Source organism: Bradyrhizobium sp. LMTR 3 (assembly GCF_001693485.1).
GTDB lineage: Bacteria > Pseudomonadota > Alphaproteobacteria > Rhizobiales > Xanthobacteraceae > Bradyrhizobium.
The window spans coordinates 454,826-478,108 of record NZ_MAXC01000012.1; the positions used below are offsets into that span (position 1 = coordinate 454,826).

The 23,283-nt window shown below is 62.8% G+C and carries 20 protein-coding genes; 5 read left to right on the forward strand and 15 right to left on the reverse strand.

Features of this window, described 5'->3' with window-relative positions; translation table 11 throughout:
• The first annotated feature begins 20 nt into the window (after positions 1–20).
• Entirely contained in the window at positions 21–2,087 is a 2,067-nt protein-coding gene (locus LMTR3_RS11760; RefSeq protein WP_065745616.1) for a TRAP transporter permease, read from the forward strand.
• Positions 2,088–2,109: 22 nt separating this feature from the next.
• A complete protein-coding gene (gene glsA / locus LMTR3_RS11765; protein WP_065745186.1) occupies positions 2,110–3,969 on the forward strand; it encodes a glutaminase A in 1,860 nt (619 codons plus the stop codon).
• A gap of 172 nt (positions 3,970–4,141) precedes the next feature.
• Here glsA and LMTR3_RS11770 read toward each other — a convergent pair whose 3' ends face one another.
• The gene (locus LMTR3_RS11770) at positions 4,142–6,478 is read right to left on the reverse strand and encodes a Tex family protein (RefSeq protein WP_065745187.1); all 2,337 of its coding nucleotides are present in this window, start codon (positions 6,476–6,478) and stop codon (positions 4,142–4,144) included.
• Between the two features lie 226 nt (positions 6,479–6,704).
• Between LMTR3_RS11770 and LMTR3_RS11775 the strand changes: the two genes are divergently transcribed.
• Positions 6,705–7,961: an Hsp70 family protein gene (locus LMTR3_RS11775; RefSeq protein WP_065745188.1), complete on the forward strand. Its 1,257-nt coding sequence runs from the start codon at positions 6,705–6,707 to the stop codon at positions 7,959–7,961.
• 28 nt (positions 7,962–7,989) lie between these two features.
• On the opposite strand, the gene LMTR3_RS11780 is transcribed toward LMTR3_RS11775, so the two are convergent.
• Positions 7,990–8,517, reverse strand: a complete 528-nt coding sequence (locus LMTR3_RS11780) for a carboxymuconolactone decarboxylase family protein (protein WP_065745189.1) — start codon at positions 8,515–8,517, stop codon at positions 7,990–7,992.
• A gap of 313 nt (positions 8,518–8,830) precedes the next feature.
• Here LMTR3_RS11780 and LMTR3_RS39780 point away from each other — a divergent pair, with 313 nt between their 5' ends.
• Positions 8,831–8,956 carry a hypothetical protein gene (locus tag LMTR3_RS39780; protein ID WP_283809278.1) on the forward strand — a complete coding sequence of 42 codons (126 nt, stop codon included), beginning with the start codon at positions 8,831–8,833 and terminating at the stop codon, positions 8,954–8,956.
• A gap of 85 nt (positions 8,957–9,041) precedes the next feature.
• Here the strand turns inward: LMTR3_RS39780 and LMTR3_RS11785 are convergent, their stop codons facing one another.
• From LMTR3_RS11785 to LMTR3_RS11845, 13 genes are all read right to left on the reverse strand, one after another.
• A complete protein-coding gene (locus tag LMTR3_RS11785; RefSeq protein WP_065745190.1) occupies positions 9,042–9,401 on the reverse strand; it encodes a Zn-ribbon domain-containing OB-fold protein in 360 nt (119 codons plus the stop codon).
• Positions 9,398–10,534, reverse strand: coding sequence for a thiolase family protein (locus tag LMTR3_RS11790; protein ID WP_065745191.1), 1,137 nt, complete (start codon positions 10,532–10,534; stop codon positions 9,398–9,400). The genes LMTR3_RS11785 and LMTR3_RS11790 overlap by 4 nt, the downstream gene beginning before the upstream one ends.
• Positions 10,535–10,661: 127 nt before the next feature.
• Positions 10,662–11,828 (reverse strand): acyl-CoA dehydrogenase family protein, encoded by a 1,167-nt coding sequence (locus LMTR3_RS11795; RefSeq protein WP_065745192.1) that lies wholly within the window; start codon positions 11,826–11,828, stop codon positions 10,662–10,664.
• A gap of 9 nt (positions 11,829–11,837) precedes the next feature.
• Positions 11,838–13,040, reverse strand: a complete 1,203-nt coding sequence (locus LMTR3_RS11800) for a CaiB/BaiF CoA transferase family protein (RefSeq protein ID WP_065745193.1) — start codon at positions 13,038–13,040, stop codon at positions 11,838–11,840.
• Between the two features lie 259 nt (positions 13,041–13,299).
• Positions 13,300–13,500 (reverse strand): hypothetical protein, encoded by a 201-nt coding sequence (locus LMTR3_RS11805; protein WP_065745194.1) that lies wholly within the window; start codon positions 13,498–13,500, stop codon positions 13,300–13,302.
• Positions 13,501–13,632: 132 nt separating this feature from the next.
• Complete coding sequence (locus tag LMTR3_RS11810; RefSeq protein WP_065745195.1) at positions 13,633–14,802, reverse strand: acetyl-CoA acetyltransferase; 1,170 nt, start codon at positions 14,800–14,802, stop codon at positions 13,633–13,635.
• Between the two features lie 56 nt (positions 14,803–14,858).
• A complete protein-coding gene (gene eda / locus LMTR3_RS11815; RefSeq protein WP_065745196.1) occupies positions 14,859–15,509 on the reverse strand; it encodes a bifunctional 4-hydroxy-2-oxoglutarate aldolase/2-dehydro-3-deoxy-phosphogluconate aldolase in 651 nt (216 codons plus the stop codon).
• The gene (locus LMTR3_RS11820) at positions 15,506–16,465 is read right to left on the reverse strand and encodes a sugar kinase (protein ID WP_065745197.1); all 960 of its coding nucleotides are present in this window, start codon (positions 16,463–16,465) and stop codon (positions 15,506–15,508) included. The genes eda and LMTR3_RS11820 overlap by 4 nt, the downstream gene beginning before the upstream one ends.
• A 33-nt stretch (positions 16,466–16,498) precedes the next feature.
• Complete coding sequence (denD, locus tag LMTR3_RS11825) at positions 16,499–17,482, reverse strand: D-erythronate dehydrogenase (RefSeq protein ID WP_065745198.1); 984 nt, start codon at positions 17,480–17,482, stop codon at positions 16,499–16,501.
• A 46-nt stretch (positions 17,483–17,528) separates the two neighbouring features.
• Complete coding sequence (locus tag LMTR3_RS11830) at positions 17,529–18,464, reverse strand: carbohydrate ABC transporter permease (RefSeq protein ID WP_057846281.1); 936 nt, start codon at positions 18,462–18,464, stop codon at positions 17,529–17,531.
• Positions 18,457–19,416: a carbohydrate ABC transporter permease gene (locus LMTR3_RS11835; protein WP_065745199.1), complete on the reverse strand. Its 960-nt coding sequence runs from the start codon at positions 19,414–19,416 to the stop codon at positions 18,457–18,459. The genes LMTR3_RS11830 and LMTR3_RS11835 overlap by 8 nt, the downstream gene beginning before the upstream one ends.
• Before the next feature lie 122 nt (positions 19,417–19,538).
• Positions 19,539–20,858, reverse strand: coding sequence for an ABC transporter substrate-binding protein (locus LMTR3_RS11840; protein WP_065745200.1), 1,320 nt, complete (start codon positions 20,856–20,858; stop codon positions 19,539–19,541).
• A gap of 57 nt (positions 20,859–20,915) precedes the next feature.
• Positions 20,916–21,983: an ABC transporter ATP-binding protein gene (locus tag LMTR3_RS11845; RefSeq protein ID WP_065745201.1), complete on the reverse strand. Its 1,068-nt coding sequence runs from the start codon at positions 21,981–21,983 to the stop codon at positions 20,916–20,918.
• Between the two features lie 193 nt (positions 21,984–22,176).
• Here LMTR3_RS11845 and gntR point away from each other — a divergent pair, with 193 nt between their 5' ends.
• Complete coding sequence (gntR, locus tag LMTR3_RS11850) at positions 22,177–23,235, forward strand: HTH-type transcriptional regulator GntR (protein ID WP_065745202.1); 1,059 nt, start codon at positions 22,177–22,179, stop codon at positions 23,233–23,235.
• The last annotated feature ends 48 nt before the right edge of the window (positions 23,236–23,283 follow it).

Genomic DNA, 23,283 nt, shown 5'->3' on the forward strand with positions numbered 1-23,283 from the left:
AATACCGTCTAGGGGGAATGATGTCACCTGCTGCGAGTGATAGCGTAGCCGCGCCTGCAAAACGAATTGAGTTCGACGACCCGCATGCCAACATGCAGGAAGCCGAAGTCACGCGGGTGCGGACATTGCGCGGGGCGTGGCGCTGGGCGCTGGTGGTTGCAACGGCAGTAACCATCCTGCTGTGCATCAACCAGCAATTCTCCCTGCGCTTCTTCCTCGGCTACACCCAGCTCAACACCGAGTATTTCTATCTCCTGATCGCGCTGATGCTGCCGTTCACGTTCCTGATCTTTCCGGGAACCGGGAGCGCGCCGCTCGATCGAATTCCCTGGTATGACATCCTGCTTTTTGTCGCCACTTTCGCCTGCGCAATCCTTCTGATGCGCAGCGTCCGCAAGGCGGCGGAAGCCGGCTGGGAATTCGGCGGCGCGCCGACCGACGTCATCGTTGCGGGCGTCATCATGTGGGTCGTGCTGATGGAGGCGTTGCGGCGCACGGGCGGCTGGAGCCTGCTGCTGAGCGTGCTGCCGTTTACGGTCTATCCCCTGTTCGCCGATGCGACGTGGCTTGGGCCGTTTCGCGGCACCCAATCGACGCTGGAACAGGCGACGTCCTATCACGTGCTTTCGGGCGAAAGCCTCCTCGGTATTCCGATCCAGGCCTTTGCCGATACCGTGATCGGCTTTCTGGTGTTCGGCACGGCCCTGATGATGACGGGCGCCGGGAAATTCTTCATCAACCTGTCGTTTGCGATGTGCGGCACCTTCCGCGGCGGCGCCGCCAAGGTCTGCATCTTTGCCAGCGGCCTGCTCGGCATGATGTCGGGCTCGATCATCTCCAACGTGCTGACCGCCGGCACCATGACCATTCCCGTCATGAAGAAGAGCGGCTTCCGCGCCTCCTATGCCGCTGCAATCGAGGCGTGCGCCTCGACCGGTGCGGTACTGGCGCCGCCGGTGATGGGCGCGACCGCGTTCGTCATCGCGCAGTTCCTCAACGTGAGCTACGCGGACGTCGCGCTCGCTGCGATCGTTCCGGCGGCCCTCTACTATATCGGCCTGTTCATGCAGGTGGATTCCTATGCCGCCCGCCACGGATTGAAGGGCATACCGCGCGCCGAGCTGCCGAAGGTATGGGACACGATCAAGGACGGCTGGTACTACGTTTTCGTCATCGTGCTGCTGATCGTGATGCTGCTCTACTTCAAGCGTGAGAGCCACGCGCCGTTCTACGCCACTGCGCTGCTTTTGGTGCTGAACCAGCTCTTCTCCAAGGATACCCGCTGGACGCCGACGACAATCACTAAGTTCCTGGAGATCAACGGACGTACCTTTGTCGAGCTGGTCGGCATTCTCGCCGGCTGCGGGCTCCTGATCGGCGCATTCTCGATGACCGGCGTGGTGTCGAGCCTTGCCAACGATCTGTTGCGGATCGCCGGCGACAACGCGCTCCTGCTGCTTGGCATGTGCGCCATCACCAGCCTCATTCTCGGGCTCGGGCTGACCACAACGGCCTGCTATATCTTCCTTGCCATCCTGGTGGCTCCTGCGCTGGAGAAGCTCGGCCTCAACCGTATCGCCGTGCACATGTTCATCTTTTACTGGGGCATGCTGTCGTCGATCACGCCACCGGTCGCCATTGCGTCCTTTGCCGCAGCCGGCATTGCCGGATCGCCAGCGATGAAGACGGGGTGGGAATCGATGTGGGTGGGCAGCATCATCTATTTCATTCCGTTCTTCTTCGTATTGAACCCGGCGCTCGTGCTGCAGGGAGCAAATCCCTATCTCGAATGCCTGGGACTGATGGGGCTTGTCGCGTTCGGCACGCTGTTCATCTGCGGCGGCATCCAGGGCTATCAGGCCTTTGTCGGCGATCTCAGAGCCGCCGGCGCGCTGGAGTGGCCGCTGCGGGTGCTGTTCGTAATTGGCGGCTTCGTGGTAGCGACGCCGGGCGGCGGAATCCTGCCGCTGTCGCAGATGCAGGTGACCCTGCTCGGTCTCGCCATTCTCATTCCTGCGGCGCTGGTCGCGCTGCTGCTGGTGCGCCGCCAGGCGCTGGCGCCGTCGAACCGGTTGCACGCACCCTGATTGCGTTGCACAACAAGAGGCGATGAAACAGTCGCCGCTTCCGTTCACGACCGGTCCCACAGCCTGGACCGGTTCGATACCGCCTTTGCTGCGGTTCCTGAAAGCCTGCCACGCCGAATTCACCTCAGAGGCGGGTGGCGCGGTCGCCGACTACATCCCTGAGCTCGGCAAAGCCGATCCTGCCCATTTCGGCATCAGCCTCGCCACCCTCGACGGCCATGTCTACGAAGTCGGCGACACGCAGGTCCCCTTCACCATTCAGTCGATGTCAAAGCCCTTCGTCTTCGCGCTGGCGCTCGACACGCTGGGGGCGGCACGGGTCGAGAGCGTCATCGGCGTCGAGCCGTCGGGCGATCCCTTCAACTCGATCCGCCTCAACGCCGAGAACCGTCCCTTCAACCCGATGGTCAATGCCGGCGCGATCTCCTGCTCCGGCCTGATCCACGAGGCCAAGGGCGACGCGGCATTCGAATACATCAGGCAGGCGCTGGGCCGGTTTGCCGGGCGCGAGCTCGACGTCGACGATGCCGTCTATGCTTCCGAAAGCGCGACCGGCGATCGCAACCGGGCGATCGGCTACCTCCTGCGCACCAACGCGGTGATCAAGGAGAACGTGGCCGCCGTGCTGGAGGTCTATTTCCGGCAATGCGCCATCCTGGTGACGGCGCGTGATATCGCGGTAATGGCGGCGACGCTCGCCAACCGCGGCATCAATCCCGTGACGGGCGAGCAGGTGATGACGCCCTATGCCATCTCGCGCACGCTTTCGGTGATGACGAGCTCCGGCATGTACGATTATGCGGGAGAGTGGATCTACCGGATCGGCATCCCCGCCAAGAGCGGGGTTGGCGGCGGCATCCTCGCGGCGCTCCCGGCGCGGCTCGGGCTCGGCAGCTATTCGCCAAAACTCGACAAGCACGGCAACAGCGTGCGCGGCATCAAGGTCTGCGAGGCGCTATCGTCACATTACGATCTTCACATGCTCAACCGCAGCGACGATGCGCGGACCAGCATCATCGCCGATTACGACATCGGCAACAGCCCCTCGCGGCGCGTGCGGCGCGCGCAGGAGCAGAACATCCTTGCCGCGCACCACCAGGAGGTTCGCGTGATCGAGCTGGTCGGAACGCTGTCGTTTTCAAACGTCGACTACGTCTCGCGCCAGCTTGCGGCCAGGCCACGCCCGCAACTGGTCATCTTCGACCTGCGCCGTGTCACCGCCATGACCCGCGCCGGCGCCCGCCTGCTCGCCGAGGAATTCCGCGAGCTCGCCGCGCACCACGTCACGGTGGTTCTGTCCGGCATCAGGCGCTCGTCGCCGGACTGGAAAGCGATCGCGGAATGGACCGAAGGTCTCACCAATATCCGCAACTATTATCTGCTCGACGCCGCCATCGAATGGGCGGAAGACCAGCTCGTCTATCGCTACGGCGGCGCCATCGACTTCTTCGAGGCGACCGAACTCTCCGAGCAATCGCTGCTAACCGGATTGACGGAGGAGGAATTGACCGGTCTCGCTGCGCACGCGTCAATCCGGACCTATCAAACCGGCGAGAAGATCATCTCCGCCGGCGATCCCGCCGCATCGCTGTTCTTCTTGCGGAGCGGCGCAGTCCACGTCACCCTGCCCGACGGAGTGAGGCTGGCGACGTTGACGGCAGGCATGCCCTTTGGCGAAATGGCGCTGCTGGAGCCGCAGCGTTCCGCCGACGTGCTGGCCGACATGGCCGCGACCGCGTATGAAGTTTCACTCAGTGATTTCGAGCGCTTCCGGAAACAGCATCCGCGCGCCGGCGAGCGCATCATGCGCAATCTTGCGCAATTGCTGGCCGATCGGCTGATCCTCGCCAACGCCAAGCTGGATTTGTTGACGGCGGGATAGACTGGATTGGGTAGAGGTTCACGGGCCGCATGGTTCGAGACGCCCGGCGCTGCCGGGCTCCTCACCATGAGGATCATGGATTCGTATCCGGATTCGACACTGCGAGACCTCATCCTGAGGAGCATTGCAACGCGATGCGTCTCGAAGGATGAAGCCCGGCACGCAGCCTATTCTACGCCCCCGCCTTGCCTCGCCCGTTCTTTTCCGCGGCGCGGCGCAGCGCCTCCGCCAGGGCACCGCCCTGCTCCTGCGGCTTGCGCGGTGACGACGACGTCATCGACGCCTTGGAATACTCGCGCATCTTGCTGTCCGACAGCTTGGGGCCCTTGTCGCCGATTTCGTCGTCGAGCCGCAGGGTCAGCGCGATGCGCTTGCGGGCGACCTCGACTTCCAGCACCTTGACCTTGACGATGTCGCCGGGCTTCACCACCTCGCGCGGGTCCTTGATGAAGTTCTTCGACATCGCCGAGATGTGCACCAGGCCGTCCTGGTGCACGCCGATGTCGACGAAAGCGCCGAACGCCGCCACGTTCGTCACCGTGCCTTCCAGGATCATGCCGCGCTTGAGATCCTTGATCTCCTCGACGCCTTCCTTGAATACCGCGGCCTTGAACGCCGGGCGCGGGTCACGGCCGGGCTTTTCCAGTTCGCGCAGGATGTCGGTCACCGTCGGCAGACCAAAGGTTTCGTCGACAAAGGCCTGCGGCTTCAACTGGCGCACGACATCGGCATTGCCGATCAGCGCCTTGATGTCGCTCTTGGTCGCGGCGAGAATCCGGCGCACGACCGGATAGGCTTCGGGATGCACGCCGGAGGAATCCAGCGGGTCTTCGCCATTGTTGATGCGCAGGAAGCCGGCGCATTGCTCGAACGCCTTGGGCCCGAGCCGCGGCACTTCCTTGAGCTCCTTGCGCGATTTGAACGGGCCGTTGGCGTCGCGATGCTGCACGATGCTTTGCGCGAGCCCCGCACCGATGCCCGACACCCGCGCCAGCAGCGGCGCGGAAGCGGTATTGGCATCGACGCCGACGGCGTTGACGCAGTCTTCGACCACGGCATCGAGCGAACGCGCCAGCTTGGCCTCGCCGAGGTCGTGCTGGTATTGGCCGACGCCGATTGCCTTCGGATCGATCTTGACGAGTTCGGCGAGCGGGTCCTGCAGACGCCGCGCGATCGACACCGCGCCGCGCAAGGTGACGTCGAGCTCCGGCAGCTCTTCCGATGCAAAGGCCGAGGCGGAGTAGACCGATGCGCCGGCCTCCGACACCACGATCTTCGACATCTTGAGATCCGGCAGCAGCTTGACGAGCTCGGTCGCCAACTTGTCGGTCTCGCGCGAGGCGGTGCCGTTGCCGATCGCGATCAGCTCGACGCGGTGCGCGACCGCGAGTTTTCCGAGCGTCGCCAGTGCCGCATCCCATTGCCGCTGCGGCTCGTGCGGATAGATCGTCGTGGTCGCCACCACCTTGCCCGTCGCATCGACGATCGCGGTCTTGACGCCGGAGCGGTAGCCGGGATCGAGCCCCATGGTGACGCGGGCGCCGGCCGGCGCTGCCAGCAGCAGGTCGCGCAGGTTCGAGGCAAAGACCCGCACGCCCTCGGTCTCGGCGGCCGTCCACAACCGCATCCGCAGGTCGATGTTGAGATGCACCTGGATCTTGGTGCGCCACGCCCAGCGCGCGGTCTCCACCAGCCAGCGGTCGCCCGGGCGCTTCTGATCGGCGATGCCGAAGCGCTGCATGATCTTCAGTTCATAGGCGCTGGGGACGCCGGCCTCGGGCACATTGGCCTCGGGCTGCATCTGCAGCTCCAGAATCTCTTCCTTTTCGCCCCGGAACAACGCGAGAATACGGTGTGAAGGCAGCTTGTGCAGCGACTGGTTGAAATCGAAATAGTCCTTGAACTTCTCGCCTTCGAGCTTCTTGCCCTTGCGCACCGTGGAGATCATCAGCGCGCTGGTCCACATCTCCTCGCGCAGCCGTCCGATCAGGTCGGCGTCTTCGGCGAATCGCTCCACCAGAATGGCGCGGGCGCCTTCGAGGGCGGCTGCGACGTCCGCCACCTGCTTTTCGGCGTCGACAAAGCTGGCAGCGACGACCTGCGGATCGTTCTGCGGCTGGGTCAGCAACAGCTCGGACAACGGCTCGAGCCCAGCTTCCTTGGCAATCTCGGCCTTGGTGCGGCGCTTCGGCTTGAACGGCAGGTAGATGTCTTCCAGGCGGCCCTTGGTGTCGGCCGCCATAATCTGGGCTTCCAGCGCGGCGTCGAGCTTGCCCTGCTCGCGGATCGAATCAAGGATCGCCACCCGCCGCGCTTCGAGCTCGCGCAAATAAGTCAGGCGCTCTTCGAGGGTGCGCAACTGTGCGTCATCGAGCCCGCCGGTGATTTCCTTGCGGTAGCGCGCCACGAACGGCACCGTGGCGCCGCCGTCCAGCAGTTCGACCGTCGCCGCGATCTGCTCCTCGCGGACACCAAGCTCTTGCGCGATCTGTCGATTGATATTTGCCACGCGACCTCTTTCCAAAGCCGATTGCGGCGGGAGGACCGGCCGCGGGGACGCAGCTTATGGACCATCTCGGATTGATTTGCCAACCCGCCGCACGAAAGAAATTGATCTGTGGATCGGGCCCATCGGTCAACGCCAGGCACGCGAGATTCGCAAAAGAAGCACAACGAGATAAGGGTGGATTGATGGCCCTGTTATGTGTAAACGGGCGCTCCCTCCCGGAGCTCCCATGTCGATTTGCGGCCTTGATTTCGGAACGTCGAACACGACGCTCGGCACCATGGAAGGCCGGGCGCCGCTTCTGGTCGCGCTGGAAGCGGCGCACAGCACGATTCCCAGCGCAATCTTCTATCAGGCGGATGGCGGCGTTCTGATCGGCCGCAGGGCCATGGAAGCCTATGTCGAAGGCACGGCCGGCCGCCTTATGCGCAGCCTCAAATCGGTGCTTGGCACCTCGCTGATCGAGGAAACCACCCGGCTGGGCCGAGCGCGGGTCAGCTTCCGCGACGTGATTGCCTATTACCTCGGCGCGGTCAAACGACGTGCGGAACAGGCTACAGGCCGCCAACTGCGCCATGTCGTCCATGGCCGTCCCGTGCATTTCGTTGATAATGCGCCAGACGCCGACCGCAAGGCGGAGCAAACCTTGCGATCGATTGCGCAGGGGATCGGTTTCGAGGAGGTCACGTTTCAGTTCGAGCCGATTGCTGCGGCGCTGGACTATGAGCGGCAAATCACTTCCGAGGAACTGGCATTGATCGCCGATATCGGCGGCGGCACATCCGACTTCTCGATCGTGCGGCTCGGTCCCGAACGCCACGGCCAGGCCGATCGTACAGCCGATATTCTCGCCAATGATGGCGTCCGCATCGGTGGCACCGATTTCGACCGTCAGCTCAGTCTCGGCGTGGTCATGCCGCTGTTCGGATTCCGCAGCGCCATGAAGCGCGCCGGGCTCGACGTGCCCTCGAGCTATTTTCACGACCTCGCCACCTGGTCGAACATCAACCGCATGTATGAGCCGCGCGTGATGGCCGATATCCGCCAGGTGCGGCAGCAGGCGGCCGAGCCGGAACTTCTCGACCGGCTGATCCGCGTGGTCCACGAGCAGCGCGGCCATACGCTGGCAATGGAAGTCGAAGACGCCAAGATCGCCCTGTCCGAGAAGCGGCGGGCGGACATTCCGCTGGAGTGGATTGTCCCCGGTCTCAGCGCCAACATCGGCCGTCCCGATCTCGTGAGCCATACAAGGCAGTTGGCCGATCGTATCGCGACACGTATCAGGAACTGCCTCGTTCAGGCAGGATTGGCCGCTGAAGATATCGACTCCGTGTTCCTGACCGGCGGCTCGGTAAAACTCGCCCACGTCCACAAGGCGATCACCCAGGCCGTGCCGTCGGCCCGCATCGTCGAAGGCGACATCTTTGGCGCCGTCGGCAAGGGGCTGACGCTGGAGGCGCTAAGGCGATACGGCCCTGTGAATTGAGACCAGCGGTTGATGGAACAACCGCCGCTCACCCCACCACTTCCGTCACCGGCTGCATGTCGATGGCAAAGGTTTCCAGAAACTTCGACGTCATGATGTAGAAGCCGACCGAAAGCTGCAGTTCGACCAATGCAGCCGGCGTCAGCTTGGTGGCAATCGCGTTGAAAGTTGCGTCCGTCGGCTTGTGACGCCGGACGATCTCGTCGGTGAAGGCGAGCGCGGCGCGCTGCACGTCGTTGAAGCAGGTCGCCGCCTCCCAGTTTTCCAGCGCGTCGTTCTGCTCGTCGGTCACGCCGACGTTCTTCCCAATTCGCTTATGGGCGACGATCTCGTAAGGCGCCTCGCACAGGATGCCGGTGCGGGTGATGGCGAGCTCGCGCACGATCGGGTCCAGTTCGCCCTTGTGCCTGATGGCCCCGCCCAGCCGGCAGTATTGTTCGAGGTAGCTCGGCGAGTGCGCCATCATCCGGAAGATGTTCGCATTGCGGTTTTTGCCGAGCAGTTCGCGGGTGCGATCGTTGTGCTTGGCAGGATCGCTGTATTCGATGCGGGCCATTCGTCACCTTGGGCTTTGGATTTTCTGATTTGCTGACAGAGAGATCATGCACTGCAGCAGGGAGCCGATCAACCGTCGAAACGTTGCGGTAGCAGGTTGGGCCTACGCTCAAGCCGTCAAACACGCTCCAAAAAACTCCCCTTCTCGTGCACAAACCGGCTGCGAGCGAGCCAAATTGCCGCCTCAATGCTGGTCGATTCTCGGGACTGTCGATATTCGCTGAGTGGGGACTCAAAAGAGCGAATACTCGTCGCGGGGTGTTCCGAGTAAAACCAAACTGAGCTCATCAGGCCTTCACGGGCAAGGATGACTCATGCCCAAGTCTAGGGAGTTCGGCATGAAGGAAGCCACCAGGAAGGCGGCCTCGGAAGCGCTTGCGCAGATGCTGGCGGTAACAGCGATGCTCGTCATCGCCAGCGTTGTGTTCTACTGGCACTGAATGTTGACGCGTCGAAGCACTCAGATTTTTAACCCGTTCCGCGTAATTCTGGGTTGCTTCGTTGCGTGAGCATTGCGCCTGACACTCACCTCGTTTTCTCGAAATACGGGACCAGCCTTCCCGCAAACGGCCGATAGCTTGCAGTAACGGAATCGCCGATGGCGAGATCATTGGCACCGTGGGCCATCATGCGAAAGCCCTCGGCCGCATCGACCAGCACGATATTGTAGGGAACGTGGGCGCGGGTTTCCGGCGTCGCGGCGCGGCAGACCAGCGACGTCGCATAGACCATCGCTCTCCCGCTGGCGCGCTTCTCGACCGGATCAGGTGCGCCACAGGCGGCGCAGAAGCTGCGGTGGAAATACTGCGCCTTCCCGCAGGCGCCGCAGGATTGATAGACAATGGCTTCAGTGCCCTTGGTCCAGTCGGCGAGTTTTTCGCTCATCGCACCCGCTCCAGGAACATGCTGACGTGTGACGACAGCACGCCGCCATCGCCATGCAACAGCGCGATCGAGGCATCGCGGACCTGCCGGGGGCCGGCACGTCCGGTCATCTGCAGATGCGTCTCGACGAGATGCGCCATCGCGCCACCGACGCCGCAATGGCCGTAGCTCAGTAGCCCGCCATGGGTGTTGAGCGGCATGGCGCCGTTGCGGCCAAAATGCCCTGCCCGCACCCGCGCGGCCGCCTCGCCGCGCCGGGCAAGGCCGAGATCTTCCAGCAGCATCGCCAGCGTGATGGTGAAGCTGTCATAGACCGCGGCATAACGCACGTCCGAGGTCGAAAGACCGGATGCGGCCTTGGCCTTGGCGACAGCGATTTCGGCACCGAGTTCGCTTAAGCGCGGCGCAGCCGTGACGTGCTGATGGGTATGCGCCTGCGCGCAGCCGCGCACGCGAATGCCGGTCGAGCCGGTGCGCTCGCGGCTAATGACGAACGCCGCGCCGCCATCCGACACCGGGCAGCAATCCAGCAGCTTCAGCGGCATCGCCACCGGCTTCGAGGCCATCACGTCGGCGACGGTGATTGGTTCGTGGAACTGCGCACCGGGATGGGTCAGGGCGTGGGCGCGCATCAGAACCGCGAACTCGGCGAGATCTTCCTCGGTGACGCCGTATTCGTGCATGTAGCGCGAGGCGACGAGGCCGTAATAGGCGGGGATGGTCGGCCCCAGCGGCACCTCGTAATCGGGGTGGCCGACCTGCGCCAGCGCCTGGATCGAGGCATCGCGGCTCTGGCCGGTGAGACGGTTTTCGCCGCCGACCACAAGCATATGCCTTGCGACACCGGCGTCGACCAGATGATGCGCCAGCATGGTCATCGCAAGCCCGGTAGCGCCACCGACCTGCACGGCATGTGCGTAGGACGGCTGGATTCCAAAATGCTCGGCGAACACGGTTGCGAGCATGATGTGCGGCGAGACCGTCGAATAACCGCAAAGAATGCCGTCGATCTCGGACCGCTTCAGCCCGGCGTCGGCGATGGCAAGCTCGGCCGCCTTGCTCATGAGATCGAGCGAGGATGAGCCTTCGTGCTTGCCATAGGAGGTCAGTCCGACGCCGGTGATGAAGCTCATGGTTCTGCTGCCTCCCCCACGGTCATTCCGGGGCGCGTCGAAGACGCGAACCCGGAGTCTCGAGATTCCGGGTTCGTCGCTTCGCGCCGCCCCGGAATGACGTTGTGGAGAGGCCTCCTTCCCATCCTCAATACGACTTCGGCAGCCCCAGCACCTTCTCGGCAATAAAACTGAGAATGAGCTGCGGGCTGATCGGTGCGATGCGCGGGATCAGCGACTCCCGCAAATAGCGCTCGACGTGATATTCCTTGGCGTAACCGAAACCGCCGTGCGTCATCACCGCCTGCTCGCAGGCGTGGAAGCCGGCTTCGGCGGCGAGATATTTCGCGGCGTTGGCGGCCGGTCCGCACTGCATGCCCTGGTCGTATTGCCAGCCGGCCGAGAGCACCATCAGCCACGCGGCCTCCAGCTCCATCCAATTCTTCGCCAAGGGGTGCTGGATGCCCTGGTTCATGCCGATCGGACGGTTGAACACGACACGGTTCTTCGCATAGGCCGCGGCCCGCGACAGCGCGACTTGGCCGAGGCCCACCGCTTCCGCCGCGATCAGGATGCGCTCGGGGTTCATGCCGTGCAGGATGTATTCGAAGCCACGGCCCTCTTCGCCGAGGCGGTCCTCGACCGGAATTTCAAAATTCTCGAAGAACAGTTCATTGGAATCGACAGGCTTGCGGCCCATCTTCTCGATCTCGTGGACGGTGACGCGCTGCTTGTCGAAGTCCGTGTAGAAGAGGCTCAGACCATGGGTCGGGTTCTTCACCTCTTCCAACGGCGTGGTGCGCGCCAGCAGCAGGATCTTGTTGGCGACTTGTGCCGTTGAAATCCAGACCTTCTGGCCATTGACGACATATTTGTCGCCCTTCCGCACCGCCCGGGTTTTCAACTGCGTGGTGTTGAGGCCGGTATTGGGCTCGGTCACCGCGAAGCAGGATTTGTCGCGGCCGTCGATGATCGGCGGCAGCATGCGCGTGCATTGCTCCTTGGTGCCGAACACGACGACGGGATTGAGCCCGAACACGTTCATGTGCACGGCGGATGCACCCGACATCCCGGCCCCGGATTCCGCAATCGTCCGCATCATGATCGCGGCGTCAGTGATGCCTAACCCCGACCCGCCATATTCCTCAGGGATGCAGATGCCGAGCCAGCCGGCGTCCGCCAGCGCGCGGTGGAAGTCGGCGGGGTAGCCGCCCTCCTTGTCCTTCTTCAGCCAATAGGCATCGTCGAAGCGCGAACAGATTTTGCCGACCGCGTCGCGGATCGATTCCTGGTTGGCGGATAGCGCGAAATCCATGTGTCCGTCCTATGTGTTTGGCACGGCCTTGGTGATACCCTCGCGCACCAAAGCGGCAATTTCGTCCGCCGAGAACCCCGCTTCGCTGAGAATTTCGGCGCTGTGCTCGCTGAGGCGCGGCGCCAGCCGCTTCGCTTCGACCGGCGTTTCGGAAAATCGCGCCGATGGCCTCATGTTGCGGATGCGGCCCTCGGTCGGATGAACGACGACCGGGAAGAAATCGGTCGCGACGATGTGGGGATCGCCGAGCAGGCTCTCGAGATCATGCATCGGCATGACCGGCACGTCGGCCTTCTCCAGGATCGCCGACCATTCGGCGGTGGTTTTGGTCTCGAGGATGCGCGCCAGCTCGGCATAGACAGCGTCGATATTGGCGGCGCGGCCGGCGAAGGTCGCAAATTTCGGATGGACGCGAAGGTCGTCGCGCCCGGTGGCATCGAAGAAGTTCTGCCACTGCTTGTCGTTGTAGACGATGACGCAGATATAGCCGTCGGAGGTCTTGTAGGGCCGCCGGTCCGGCGACAGGTGCCGGGCATAGCCGCCCTTGTCGAGCGGCGGCTCATAGGTGAGCCCACCCATGTGGTCGCCCATCACGAAACCGGCCATGGTTTCGAACATCGGAATGTCGACGCGCTGGCCGCGCCCGGTCCGGTTACGATCGACGAGACTGGCGCAGATCGCGCCCACCGCGGTGAGCCCGACGATACGGTCGACGAGCGCATTGGGCACATAACGCGGCACGCCGTCCGCGGTCTGCGCCATCAGCGCCGGCAGTGCAGTCGCGCCCTGGATCAGGTCGTCATAAGCGGGTTTTGCTGCATAGGGCCCATCCTGGCCGAAGCCGAATACGCCGGCGTAGATCAGGCGCGGATTGATTTTCGCGACCACGTCGTAGCCGAGGTTCAGCCGCGCCATTGCCTGCGGGCGCACATTGTAAACCAGCACGTCGGCGGATTTGATCAGCCGTAGCACGGCGTCCCGCCCCGCCGGCTTCTTCAAATCGAGGCAGATCGAGCGCTTGCTGCGGTTGGTGTTGAGGAACACCGGCCCCATGCCGGGATGACGGGTCGGCCCGATCTGCCGCGTCACGTCACCATCGAGCGATTCCACCTTGATGACGTCAGCGCCGTAATCGCCGAGCATCTGGGTGGCATAGGGCCCCATCAGCACGGTCGTCATGTCGATGACCTTGATGCCCGCCAATGGTCCCATGGATCAGCCTGCTCCCGAATTGTCGTTCCGGCCAAGTAACGGCAGCGGATTGGGAAGATCAAGCGCGCCCGGCGTATGGACGTATGCACGGGACACCAACAATGGATGTCGTCCCTGCGAACGCAGGACCCATACGCCGTGTAGGCGGTGATTGCGGGAAGCTTTAGTTACTTTCGCCCTAACAGGGTGCCTCCAGCCTCACATTGTGGTTATGGGTCCCTGCGTTCGCAGGGACGACGAGAGTAGTGCTGGTTGGAGGTTACTTTTTCGACCTGGCGTCGCGTTCCCGGGTCAGCCGTTCCAACTCTTCATTCTGCTGACTGAGCCGGTCGGCAATGCGCGCTTCGTTCCGTTCGCCGGAAGCGGCGGCAGCCTGTTCGATCAACTGGCGGATGTTGTCTTCCAGAATTCTGATCCGGTTGTTCAGTTCCGCCTCTGACATCGAACTTTCGTTGCTCATGATGCACGCTCCGGAAAACTGTAGGGTGGGCAAAGCGAAGCGTGCCCACCAGTCTCATCTCTCGGACTCACGAACCAATGGTGGGCACGGCGCAGGCGCGCCTTTGCCCACCCTACGATAGCACGTTCGCGCCTACTTCGCGGGCTCCAGCACGGAGACGTAGTTCGCCACCGCCGCGCCGCCCATATTGAAGATGCCGGCAAGTTTTGGATTGTTGAGCTGCATTCCCTCGGGCGCCTGGCCGACGAGCTGCATTGCGCTCATCACGTGCATGGAGACACCGGTGGCGCCGATCGGGTGGCCCTTGGCCTTCAGGCCGCCGGACGGATTGACCGGCAGCTTGCCGTCCTTCTGGGTCCAGCCCTCTTTGATGGCGCGGGCGCCCTGCCCGCGCGGCGTCAGGCCCATCGCTTCATATTCGATCAGTTCGGCGACGGTGAAGCAGTCATGGGTCTCAACAAAGGAGAGATCGGAGAGCTGTACGCCGGCCTGTGCCAGCGCGCGCTGCCAAGCCACCGTGCAGCCTTCGAACTGCAGGATATCGCGCTTGGACATCGGCAGGAAATCCTGCGCATGCGCGGTGGCGCGGAAATTCACCGCCTTGCCCATCGTCTTGGCGGTTTCGGAATCCGTCAGCACCAGCGCTGCCGCGCCGTCCGACACCAGTGAGCAGTCGGTGCGCTTCAGGGGGCCGGCGACATAGGGATTCTTCTCGCTCTCGGCGCGGCAGAACTCGAAGCCATAATCCTTGCGCATCTGCGCATAGGGGTTGGCGACGCCGTTCTTGTGGTTCTTGGCCGCGATCATCGCCAGCGCGTCCGACTGGTCGCCGTATTTCTGGAAATAGCTTTGCGCGATCTTGCCGAACACGCCGGCAAAGCCGCCGACGGTTTCGCCATCCTCGGGCAGATAGGACGCCTTCAGGAGGTAACGTCCGATATCGGCCGATGGCGTTCGCGTCATCTGCTCGACACCGACCACCAGCACGATCCTGGCGGCGCCCGAGGCGATCGCCCGGATACCCTGGTGCACCGCCGCCGAGCCGGTGGCGCAGGCATTTTCGACCCGCGTAGCCGGCTTGAAGCGCAGTTTCGGGTCGGCCTGCAGCACCAGCGAGGCGGTAAAATCCTGCGGCGAGAAGCCGGCATTGAAATGCCCGAGCACAATCTCGTCGACGTCTTCGGCCGATAGGCCGGCGTCGGCAAGCGCATCGGTCGCAACCTTGACCACGAGGCTCTCGACGGTTTCCGCGTCGAACTTGCCGAATGGCGTGTGCGCCCATCCGACGATGCTGGTTGTCATGGTCGTTCTCCCTATTTCGGTTCTGAAGGCTTATGTAGCCTATCGGGGAACAGACTTCACGCCGGTTTCAGCGATTTCATGGTCCGCGCGCACATGGCGGTTATGCCGACCCAGTTCCCGGACCGGATATCCGCCGCCGGACAAAGCCAGGAACCGCCCACCGCCACGACATTCGGCTCAGCCAGCCAAGAGGCTGCATTGACCTCCCCGATGCCGCCAGTCGGGCAAACCCTGACATTCGGAAACGGCCCCGCCAGCGCCCGAAGTGCCTTCATACCGCCGGACTGCTCCGCTGGGAAGAATTTCACGATATCGAAGCCGGCCGCCAGCGCCTGCATCAGCTCGGAAGCGGTCGCGATCCCCGGGGCAAATGGCAGGTCGCTTGCGGCGGCGGCTTTCAACAGCTCCGGCGTCGCGCCCGGGCTGATACCGAATTTGGCCCCGAGCGCGCGCGCCCGCGCCAAGTCGTCCGCGTTCAGGATCGTGCCGATACCAACGATGGCTTCCGGCACTTCTGCAATCATGGCCTTGGCGGCGTCCGCGGCGACCGGCGTCCGCAGGGTGACTTCCAGCACGCGCACCCCGCCTGCCACCAGCGCGCGCGCCAACGGCACCGCATCTTCCAGCCGCTCGATGGTGAGCACCGGGACCACCGTCGCGGACTTGAAGATCGTGGCGAGCTGTTCCTGCCTTGTGGCTGCGGTCATGGAGGTGCCTTGCGAGAGATAGCGGGAATGAGGTCGGGCGGCATCGCCGCACGCGGGATGATGGCCCCGGGATGGCATACCACAACGCCGGCGAGGCGGTGTCCCGTCCGCGCAGCTTCGATCGGGTCGGCGCCGGCAAGGCGTGCGGCAACATAGGCGGCGGCAAAACTGTCCCCGGCCGCCGTGGTATCGACGACGGACGCTTTCAAGGGCTCCGCCTGGACCGAGTGAAGCGCGCCCTGAAGACGTAGAATGCTTGCCGGCTCCGAAAGCTTCAACACCACCTCCGTGCCCGGAATCCGCGCCAGCAAGGCTACATTGCTTTCGCCGGGATAGAGCGGCAGCAGGTCCTCGGTGGACGCCAGCACGATATCGGCCGCGGCAAGGGCCTCCTGGAAAACGGCGCGCGCAACATCGAGATCGGGCCAGCCGCGGGCCCGGAAATTGGTATCGAACGCGAAACGCGCCCCGGCCTCGCGCGCACCCTTGAGCGCTGCGAACAGCCGTGCCCGTCCCTCGCCGCCGTAAAGCGAGAGCGTGATCGCGGAGAGATAGACGACGTCATAGCCGGCCAGCGAACTCAGGAGCTCCGGCGTTTGCGGCAAATCCATCAGGCTGCGCGCGGCGGCGCTGTCGCGCCAGTGAAAGAACCGGCGCTCGCCCTTGTCGTCGGTCTCGATCATGTAGAGACCCGGCAGTTTGCCGGGCAGCCGCGCCACGCGCGCCGTCCCGACACCCTCCGCGGCCCAGCCTGCTATCATCTCATCGCTAAGGCTATCGTCGCCGAGCGCGGTGATGTAGTCGGCACTGGCGCCGAGGCGCGCGAGATAGACGGCGGTATTGAGCGTATCGCCGCCATAGCCGCGAGAATACAGGCCAGCCTCAGCCCCTTGCTGAGTCCCTTGGGCCTGCTTCAGCTCGATCATACACTCGCCGATGCAGGCTACCTTGCTCATGACCGCATACGCATGAACGGGCGAGAAATCAACTCAGGCCGCGAACTTGCCGCCGAGTTCATCCTCGATATGGATTCGGATGATGTCGTCAAACGTCTTCTCGGCAGTGGTAAAGCCCAGCTTGAGTGCGCGGTCGGTAGAAAAATCGCGCGGCCAGCCAGAGACGATACCGATGATGGTCGGATCGGGCACCCGCTTGATGCGCGCGGTGACGTTCTTGCCGGCAACGCGGTCGAGCGCCGCGATTTGTTCGCCGACCGTCACCGACATACCGGGCATACTGAGGTTACGCCGCGGCCCCATCGCGTCGAGATCCATGGTGCCGGCGTGGACCAGAAAGCCCACCGCCGATTTCGGCGAGGCGTGCCAGTGCCGCACGTCTTCGGAGACCGGCAACACGGCCTCCTCGCCGGCGAGCGGCTCGCGAATGATGTTGGAGAAGAAGCCGGAGGCCGCCTTGTTCGGCTTGCCCGGCCGCACGCAGATCGTCGGCAGGCGGATCGAGATGCCGTCGAGCAGGCCCTTGCGGGTGTAATCGTTGATCAGGAGTTCGCAGATCGACTTCTGCGTGCCATAGCTCGTCAGCGGGGTATGGAAGAATTCATCGCCGATCTTTTCCGGGAACGGCGCGCCGAACACTGCGATCGAGGACGTGAATACCAGCCGCGGCTTGTAGCCGCCGCCGGCGTGGCGGATGGCATCGATCAGGTATCGCGTGCCGTCGAGATTGATCCGGTAGCCCTTGTCGAATTCGGCCTCGGCCTCGCCGGAAACGATCGCGGCGAGGTGAAAGATCACGTCCGGTCGGCGCGCGATCAGCGGCTCCGCTGCGCCGGGATCGGCAAAATCGGAAGCCACGACTTCAATCGGGATCGACGCGTTGGGCTTGGTGGGCGCCACCACGTCCTGCAGCGTCATTCGAGTGATGTCGTGCTTGCCGAGGCGACCGTCGCGCAGCAGCCGTTCGGTCAGCTTGCGGCCCACCATGCCGGCGGCGCCGAGAATCAGAATGTGCAAGACCCGTCTCCTTTTGAACCCTGTTATCTACACGGGCCTCCAGCGCCTATTCTTTCACGGCTCCCGTCATGGCCGACACATAGTGCTCGACGAAGAAGGCGTAAAGGATGACCAGCGGCAAGGAGCCCGCCAGCGCACCCGCCATCAGTGAGCCCCAGCGATAGATGTCGCCATCGACGAATTCGTTGACGATTGCGACCGGCACCGTCTTGTTGGAGGTCGATTGCAGGAACGTCAGCGCATAGATGAACTCGTTCCAGCACAGCGTGAAGCAGAAGATGAACGCCGAGATCAGTCCCGGAATCGCCAGCGGCAGCACGATCTTGATCAGGATCTGCCAACGGCTGGCACCATCGATCAGCGCGCATTCCTCCAGCTCGAACGGGATGGTTTTGAAGTAGCCCATCAGCAGCCAGGTCGAGAACGGAATCAGGATGGTCGGATAGGTCAGGATCAACGCCATCGGCGAGTCGAACAGGCCGTACTGGAATACGACGGTCGCCAGCGGAATGAACAGGATCGACGGCGGCACCAGATAGGCCAGGAAGATCAGGCCGCCGACCATATTGGCGCCCTTGTAGCGTAACCGGACGATGGCATAGGCCGCGAGCACGCTGGCGATGATCGACAGGATGGTGGCGCAGACCGCGACATACATCGTGTTCCAGAGCCACATTGGATAGTGGCTTTCGAACAGGAGCTTGTAAAAGTGCTTGAAGGTCGGATTCCAGGTCCAGAACGGGTTGTACTTGTCGAGATCGAGCAACTGCTCGTCCGGCTTGATCGCCGTCAGGCCCATCCAGTAGAACGGGAACAGCAGCACGATGACGATGATCGACAGCGGCAGATAGAGCGTCACCAGCCGGCGCGGCACCGACTGCAGATAGCTCATGCCCTCGCTGTGATCGTCCTTCGCGATCGTTGGCGCCGAGCTATGCAGGACGGCCTTGAGATCGATCCGTGAGGTGGGGAGATCAGTCATTGTTTTCCCCTTGCTGCCACTTGCGGCGCTGCAGGCCGAACCAAGACACCATGATGGCGGCGAGGAGGAACGGGATCATCGCGCTCGAGATCGCCGCGCCCTCGCCCAACTGACCCGCGATGATCGCGCGCTGATACGACAGGGTCGCCATCAGATGCGTGGCATTGACCGGACCGCCCCGCGTCATTGCCCAGATCAACTGGAAGTCGGTGAAGGTGAACAGCACCGAGAACGTCATCACGACGGCGATGATCGGCGTCAACAGCGGATAGGTGATGAAGCGGAACATCTGCCAGCGCGACGCGCCATCGAGCGTCGCGGCCTCATAGAGCGACGGCTGCACGGTCTGCAGGCCGGCGAGCAGCGTGATCGCGACGAAGGGTACGCCGCGCCAGATATTGGCGAAGATCACGCAAATGCGGGCCCAGGTCGTGTCGCCAAGGAAATTGATGTTCTCGGTGATCAGGCCCATCTGCTTCAACGACCACGAGATGATCGAGAATTGTGAATCGAATATCCACCAGAATGCCAGCGCCGACAGCACCGTCGGCACGATGAAGGGGATCAGCACCAGCGCGCGCAACATCGCCTTGAACGGCATGTTCTCGTTCAACAGCAGCGCCAGATAGAGCCCTATTCCGAATTTGATGGCGCTCGCGATAAACGTGTAGAGAAGCGTGTTGAATACCGAAAGCCAGAAGATCGCGTCATCCCACAGCCATTCGTAGTTCTCGGACCCGACAAAATGCCCTACCCGGCCGATACGGGTATCCGTGAATGAGAGCCAGATACCGAGGCCAAGCGGATAGGCCAGAAAGAAGATCAGGAACGCCAGCGCCGGCACCATGAACCAGAAGCCCAGCCAGTTACGGTTGTGCTTGAGCTGGTCCCACGCGCTGGCCTCGCGGATCTCCGTCTTGGCGCGTCGTGGCGCGATTGCGATGTCAGCCATGCCTGATGTCCCGATTACTGCTTCTTGCTGCGCGTGACTTGCCGAAAAGCCGCCCCCCGCTCTTCCGGATCACGCCTGTATTGACGGAGCGGACGGCGGCAGCCGCCGTCCGCTCCGGTTCATCAGCGATAGATGCGCTTCAATTGCCGTTCGGCTTCCGCGATCGCCGTCTTGGCATCCTTGGCGCCGGTTGCGTAATTGGCGAACATGTCGACCACAAGGAAGTCGGCGATCGCAGTCGCCGCCTTCTCGCCGGGCGTACCGATGCCGGACGCAGGCAGCGCGCGCTTGCTGGCCTGGCTGAACACCTGGTTCTTCGGATCCGCCGTCCAGACCGGCGAGTTGTCGTAGGCATTGAGCGTGTGGGTGAGATACCCGCGCGCGCCCGAAAGCCACTTGTCGTAGTTTTCCTTCTCCAGCATGAAGGCGACGAAAGCCTTCGCGGCGTTCGGATATTTGGTGAACTTGAACGCGAGGATCGGAACGCAAAGCTGCAGTTCGGTCGGCTTGCCGATGGGACCGACCGGCCACAGCGCATGATAGGTGTCTTCCGTGAGTTCCTTTTTGCTCGCATCGTCCTTTGCCGCGACATAGATCGAGATGCCGTTGGCGGTGCAATGCAGTTCGCCGGCCAGGAACGCCTTGTTGTTAGACGAATCGTTCCAGGACGCGACGCCGGGGATGAAGGTTTCGGACAGCGCCTTGCAGTATTCGAGCGCCTTCACCGTCTCGGGCGAGTTGATGATGACCTTGTTGTCCTTGTCGACGGTGTAGGCGCCGTGACCCCAGAGGATCCAGTGCAGCCAGGCATTGGCGTCGCCCGAGGCGTGGCCGAGCGGGAAACCAGCCGGCGTGTTGTTCTTCTTCAACGCCTTGCACATCTCGAGGAATCCCGGGAAGTCCTTCGGGAATTCCTTGAAACCAGCCTTTTCCATCGACGATTTGCGGTAGGTCATGTAGCCGCCGATGGTCGCGACGGGAATGCCAAGCCAGTTGTTGCCCTGCTTGCAGGTCACCGCCGCCGCATCGGTCCAGCCGCCATATTTCTTGCCGAGATAATCGGCAACGTCGTTCAACTGCAGCACCTGCGCCGGGAACAGTTGCGGCAGCGTGTGCAGGCCCCAGGCGAGGTCGAGGCCCGAGCCGGTATTGGCGGCAACGGACGCCTTCGGCTGCACGTCCTCGAACGACTCCGAGAATACGTTCATTTCAGTGCCGGTCGCGGTCTTGAACGCGGCGACCATCGCGTTGAACGCATCGTCCTCCGCCGGCACGAAGCGCTTCCAGCGCATCACAGTGAGCTTGGCGCCCTGCTCCGCCTTCCACGGCGAGGCCTGCGCCCAAGCCTTAGCGAAATCGAGCAGTGCGGGTCCGGTCAGCGCGCCGGCGGCCGCCAGCGCGGTGCCACCCTGCAGCAGAGAGCGGCGGGTAAAGTCTTGCATAGTCCATCCTCCCTTTGAGTATTTTTTGGTTATTGCTCAGCCACTTCTAGTTATCGCTCAGCCATTCAGTCGCTTGCCGGTCGTCTCGTCGAACAGGTGCACGAGCGCCGGATCCGGCTTGAGCCGGACCTTGTCGCCCGGACTGAATTGATGCCGCTCGCGGAACACGGCGACCACCTGCTCTCCGCCGAGCTTGGCGAAGACCTGGGTTTCCGAACCGGTCGGCTCGACCACGACGATCTCGGCTTCGGCGCCGTCATCGGCGATGGTGAAATGCTCAGGCCGCACGCCGTAAACCGCCGGCTGGCCTTCGGAGTTGGCGGGCGCCGTCTTCAGCGGCAGCTTGACACCGTTCGGGCCTTCGAAACCGGCGACGCCGTTCGACTTGACCTTGCCTTTAAGGAAATTCATCGCCGGCGAGCCGATGAAGCCCGCGACGAACTGGTTCGCCGGGGTGTCGTAGAGTTCGAGCGGGGTGCCCATCTGCTCGACGATGCCGTCATGCATCACCACGATCTTGTCAGCCATCGTCATGGCCTCGATCTGGTCGTGGGTAACGTAGACCGTCGTGGTCTTGAGCCGCTGGTGCAGTTCCTTGATCTCGGTGCGCATCGCAACGCGCAGTTTGGCGTCGAGGTTGGACAAGGGCTCGTCGAACAGGAACACTTGCGGGTCGCGCACGATGGCGCGGCCCATGGCGACGCGCTGGCGCTGGCCGCCCGACAATTGCCGGGGATAGCGGTCGAGCAGCGGGGTCAGCGCCAGGATTTCCGCGGCGCGCTTGACGCCAGTCGAGATTTCCTCAGGTCTGGCGCCGCGCAGCTTGAGCGAAAAGCCCATATTATCGGAGACCGTCATGTGCGGATAGAGCGCGTAGTTCTGAAACACCATGGCAATGTCGCGCTCTTTGGGCTGGACATTGTTGACCACGCGATCGCCGATCGAAATCGTACCGGAGGTGATGTTTTCGAGGCCCGCGAGCATCCGCAGCAAGGTCGACTTGCCGCAGCCGGAGGGGCCGACGAGCACGACGAACTCGCCATCCTCGATCGGAATCGACACGCCGTGCAAAACTTCAAAGTTTCCGAACGACTTGCGCACGTCGCGAATCTGTACCGACGACATCGAACTCTCTCCCCTCAATTTCTGCTTTGTGGCGCCATAGATGGGCGACGACGCCATGCTGTCTTTTCGACTCTAATGCCGGAAGTCGAATTCAACGGTCATTATCATCCGCAGTTTGGCGGCTTTTAGCAATCCGATGGTAGCGCTGTCAATAATTGTTCAAACGTCTAATTTGTTGTGATATGAGCGCAAGATGGGACGAAAACAGACAAAGTCTGGCAAAATCCGCCTCACCGAGGTCGCCAAGCTCGCTGGCGTCAGCCCAATCACGGCATCACGTTTTTTCAGGAACCCCGAAGCGCTGTCGCTTAGCAAGCGGGAACGCGTCGACAGCGCCGTGAAGGAACTGGGTTACGTACCCAATCTCGCTGCGCGGGCGCTGGCCTCGCACCGTACCGAAGTCATCGGCGTCGTCATTCCTTCTCTCACCAACAACGTGTTCGCCGATGTGTTGCGCGGCATCTACGATTCCTCCGAAGGTAGCCGCTACACCATTCAACTTGCCAATACGCGCTACAGCATCCTGCAGGAGGAAAAGCTGCTGCGCCTGTTTCGGGCGCAGAAGCCTGCGGGATTGATCGTCACCGGCATCAACCAAACCGCGGAATCTCGCACGATCCTGGAGTCGATGAATTGCCCGGTCACGCAGATCATGGAGATCGGCGACAGTCCTGTCGACATGATGGTCGGCTTTTCGCACTACGATGCAGCTTCTGCGGCGATTTCGCATATCCTCGAGCAGGGACGCCGCCGCATCGGATTTCTCGGTGCGCGAATGGATCCCCGCGTGCAGCGGCGGTTCGAAGGGTATCGTGATGCCATGAAAGCGGCCTCGCTGTTCGACCCGAACCTCATCGTCACCACTTCCGTACCCACGACCATCACGCTTGGCGGAACGCTGTTCGCCGACCTCCTTGCCCAGACGCCCGATATCGACGCGGTCTTCTGCGTCAATGACGACCTCGCGCTCGGCGTTCTCTTCGAATGCCAGCGTCGGCAGATATCGATTCCCGGTGACTTGGCCATTGTCGGCTTCAACGACCTGGAATTCACCGCCGCCGCGGTCCCCTCGATCACCAGTGTGCGAACCAATCGCTATGAAATGGGCCGGCACGCCATCACCATGGTGATCGACGCGATCGAGGGCCGTCGCCCCCAGACGCCGGTGCTCGACCTCGGCTTTCAGTTGGTGGTCCGTGAAAGCTCAATGCGGCAAAGCACCGTAATGGCCGGGTCTGTGGGCATAGATTGAACGTGGATAGAAAATGGTAGCGCTATCTTTTGGCCCGAACTAAGATCG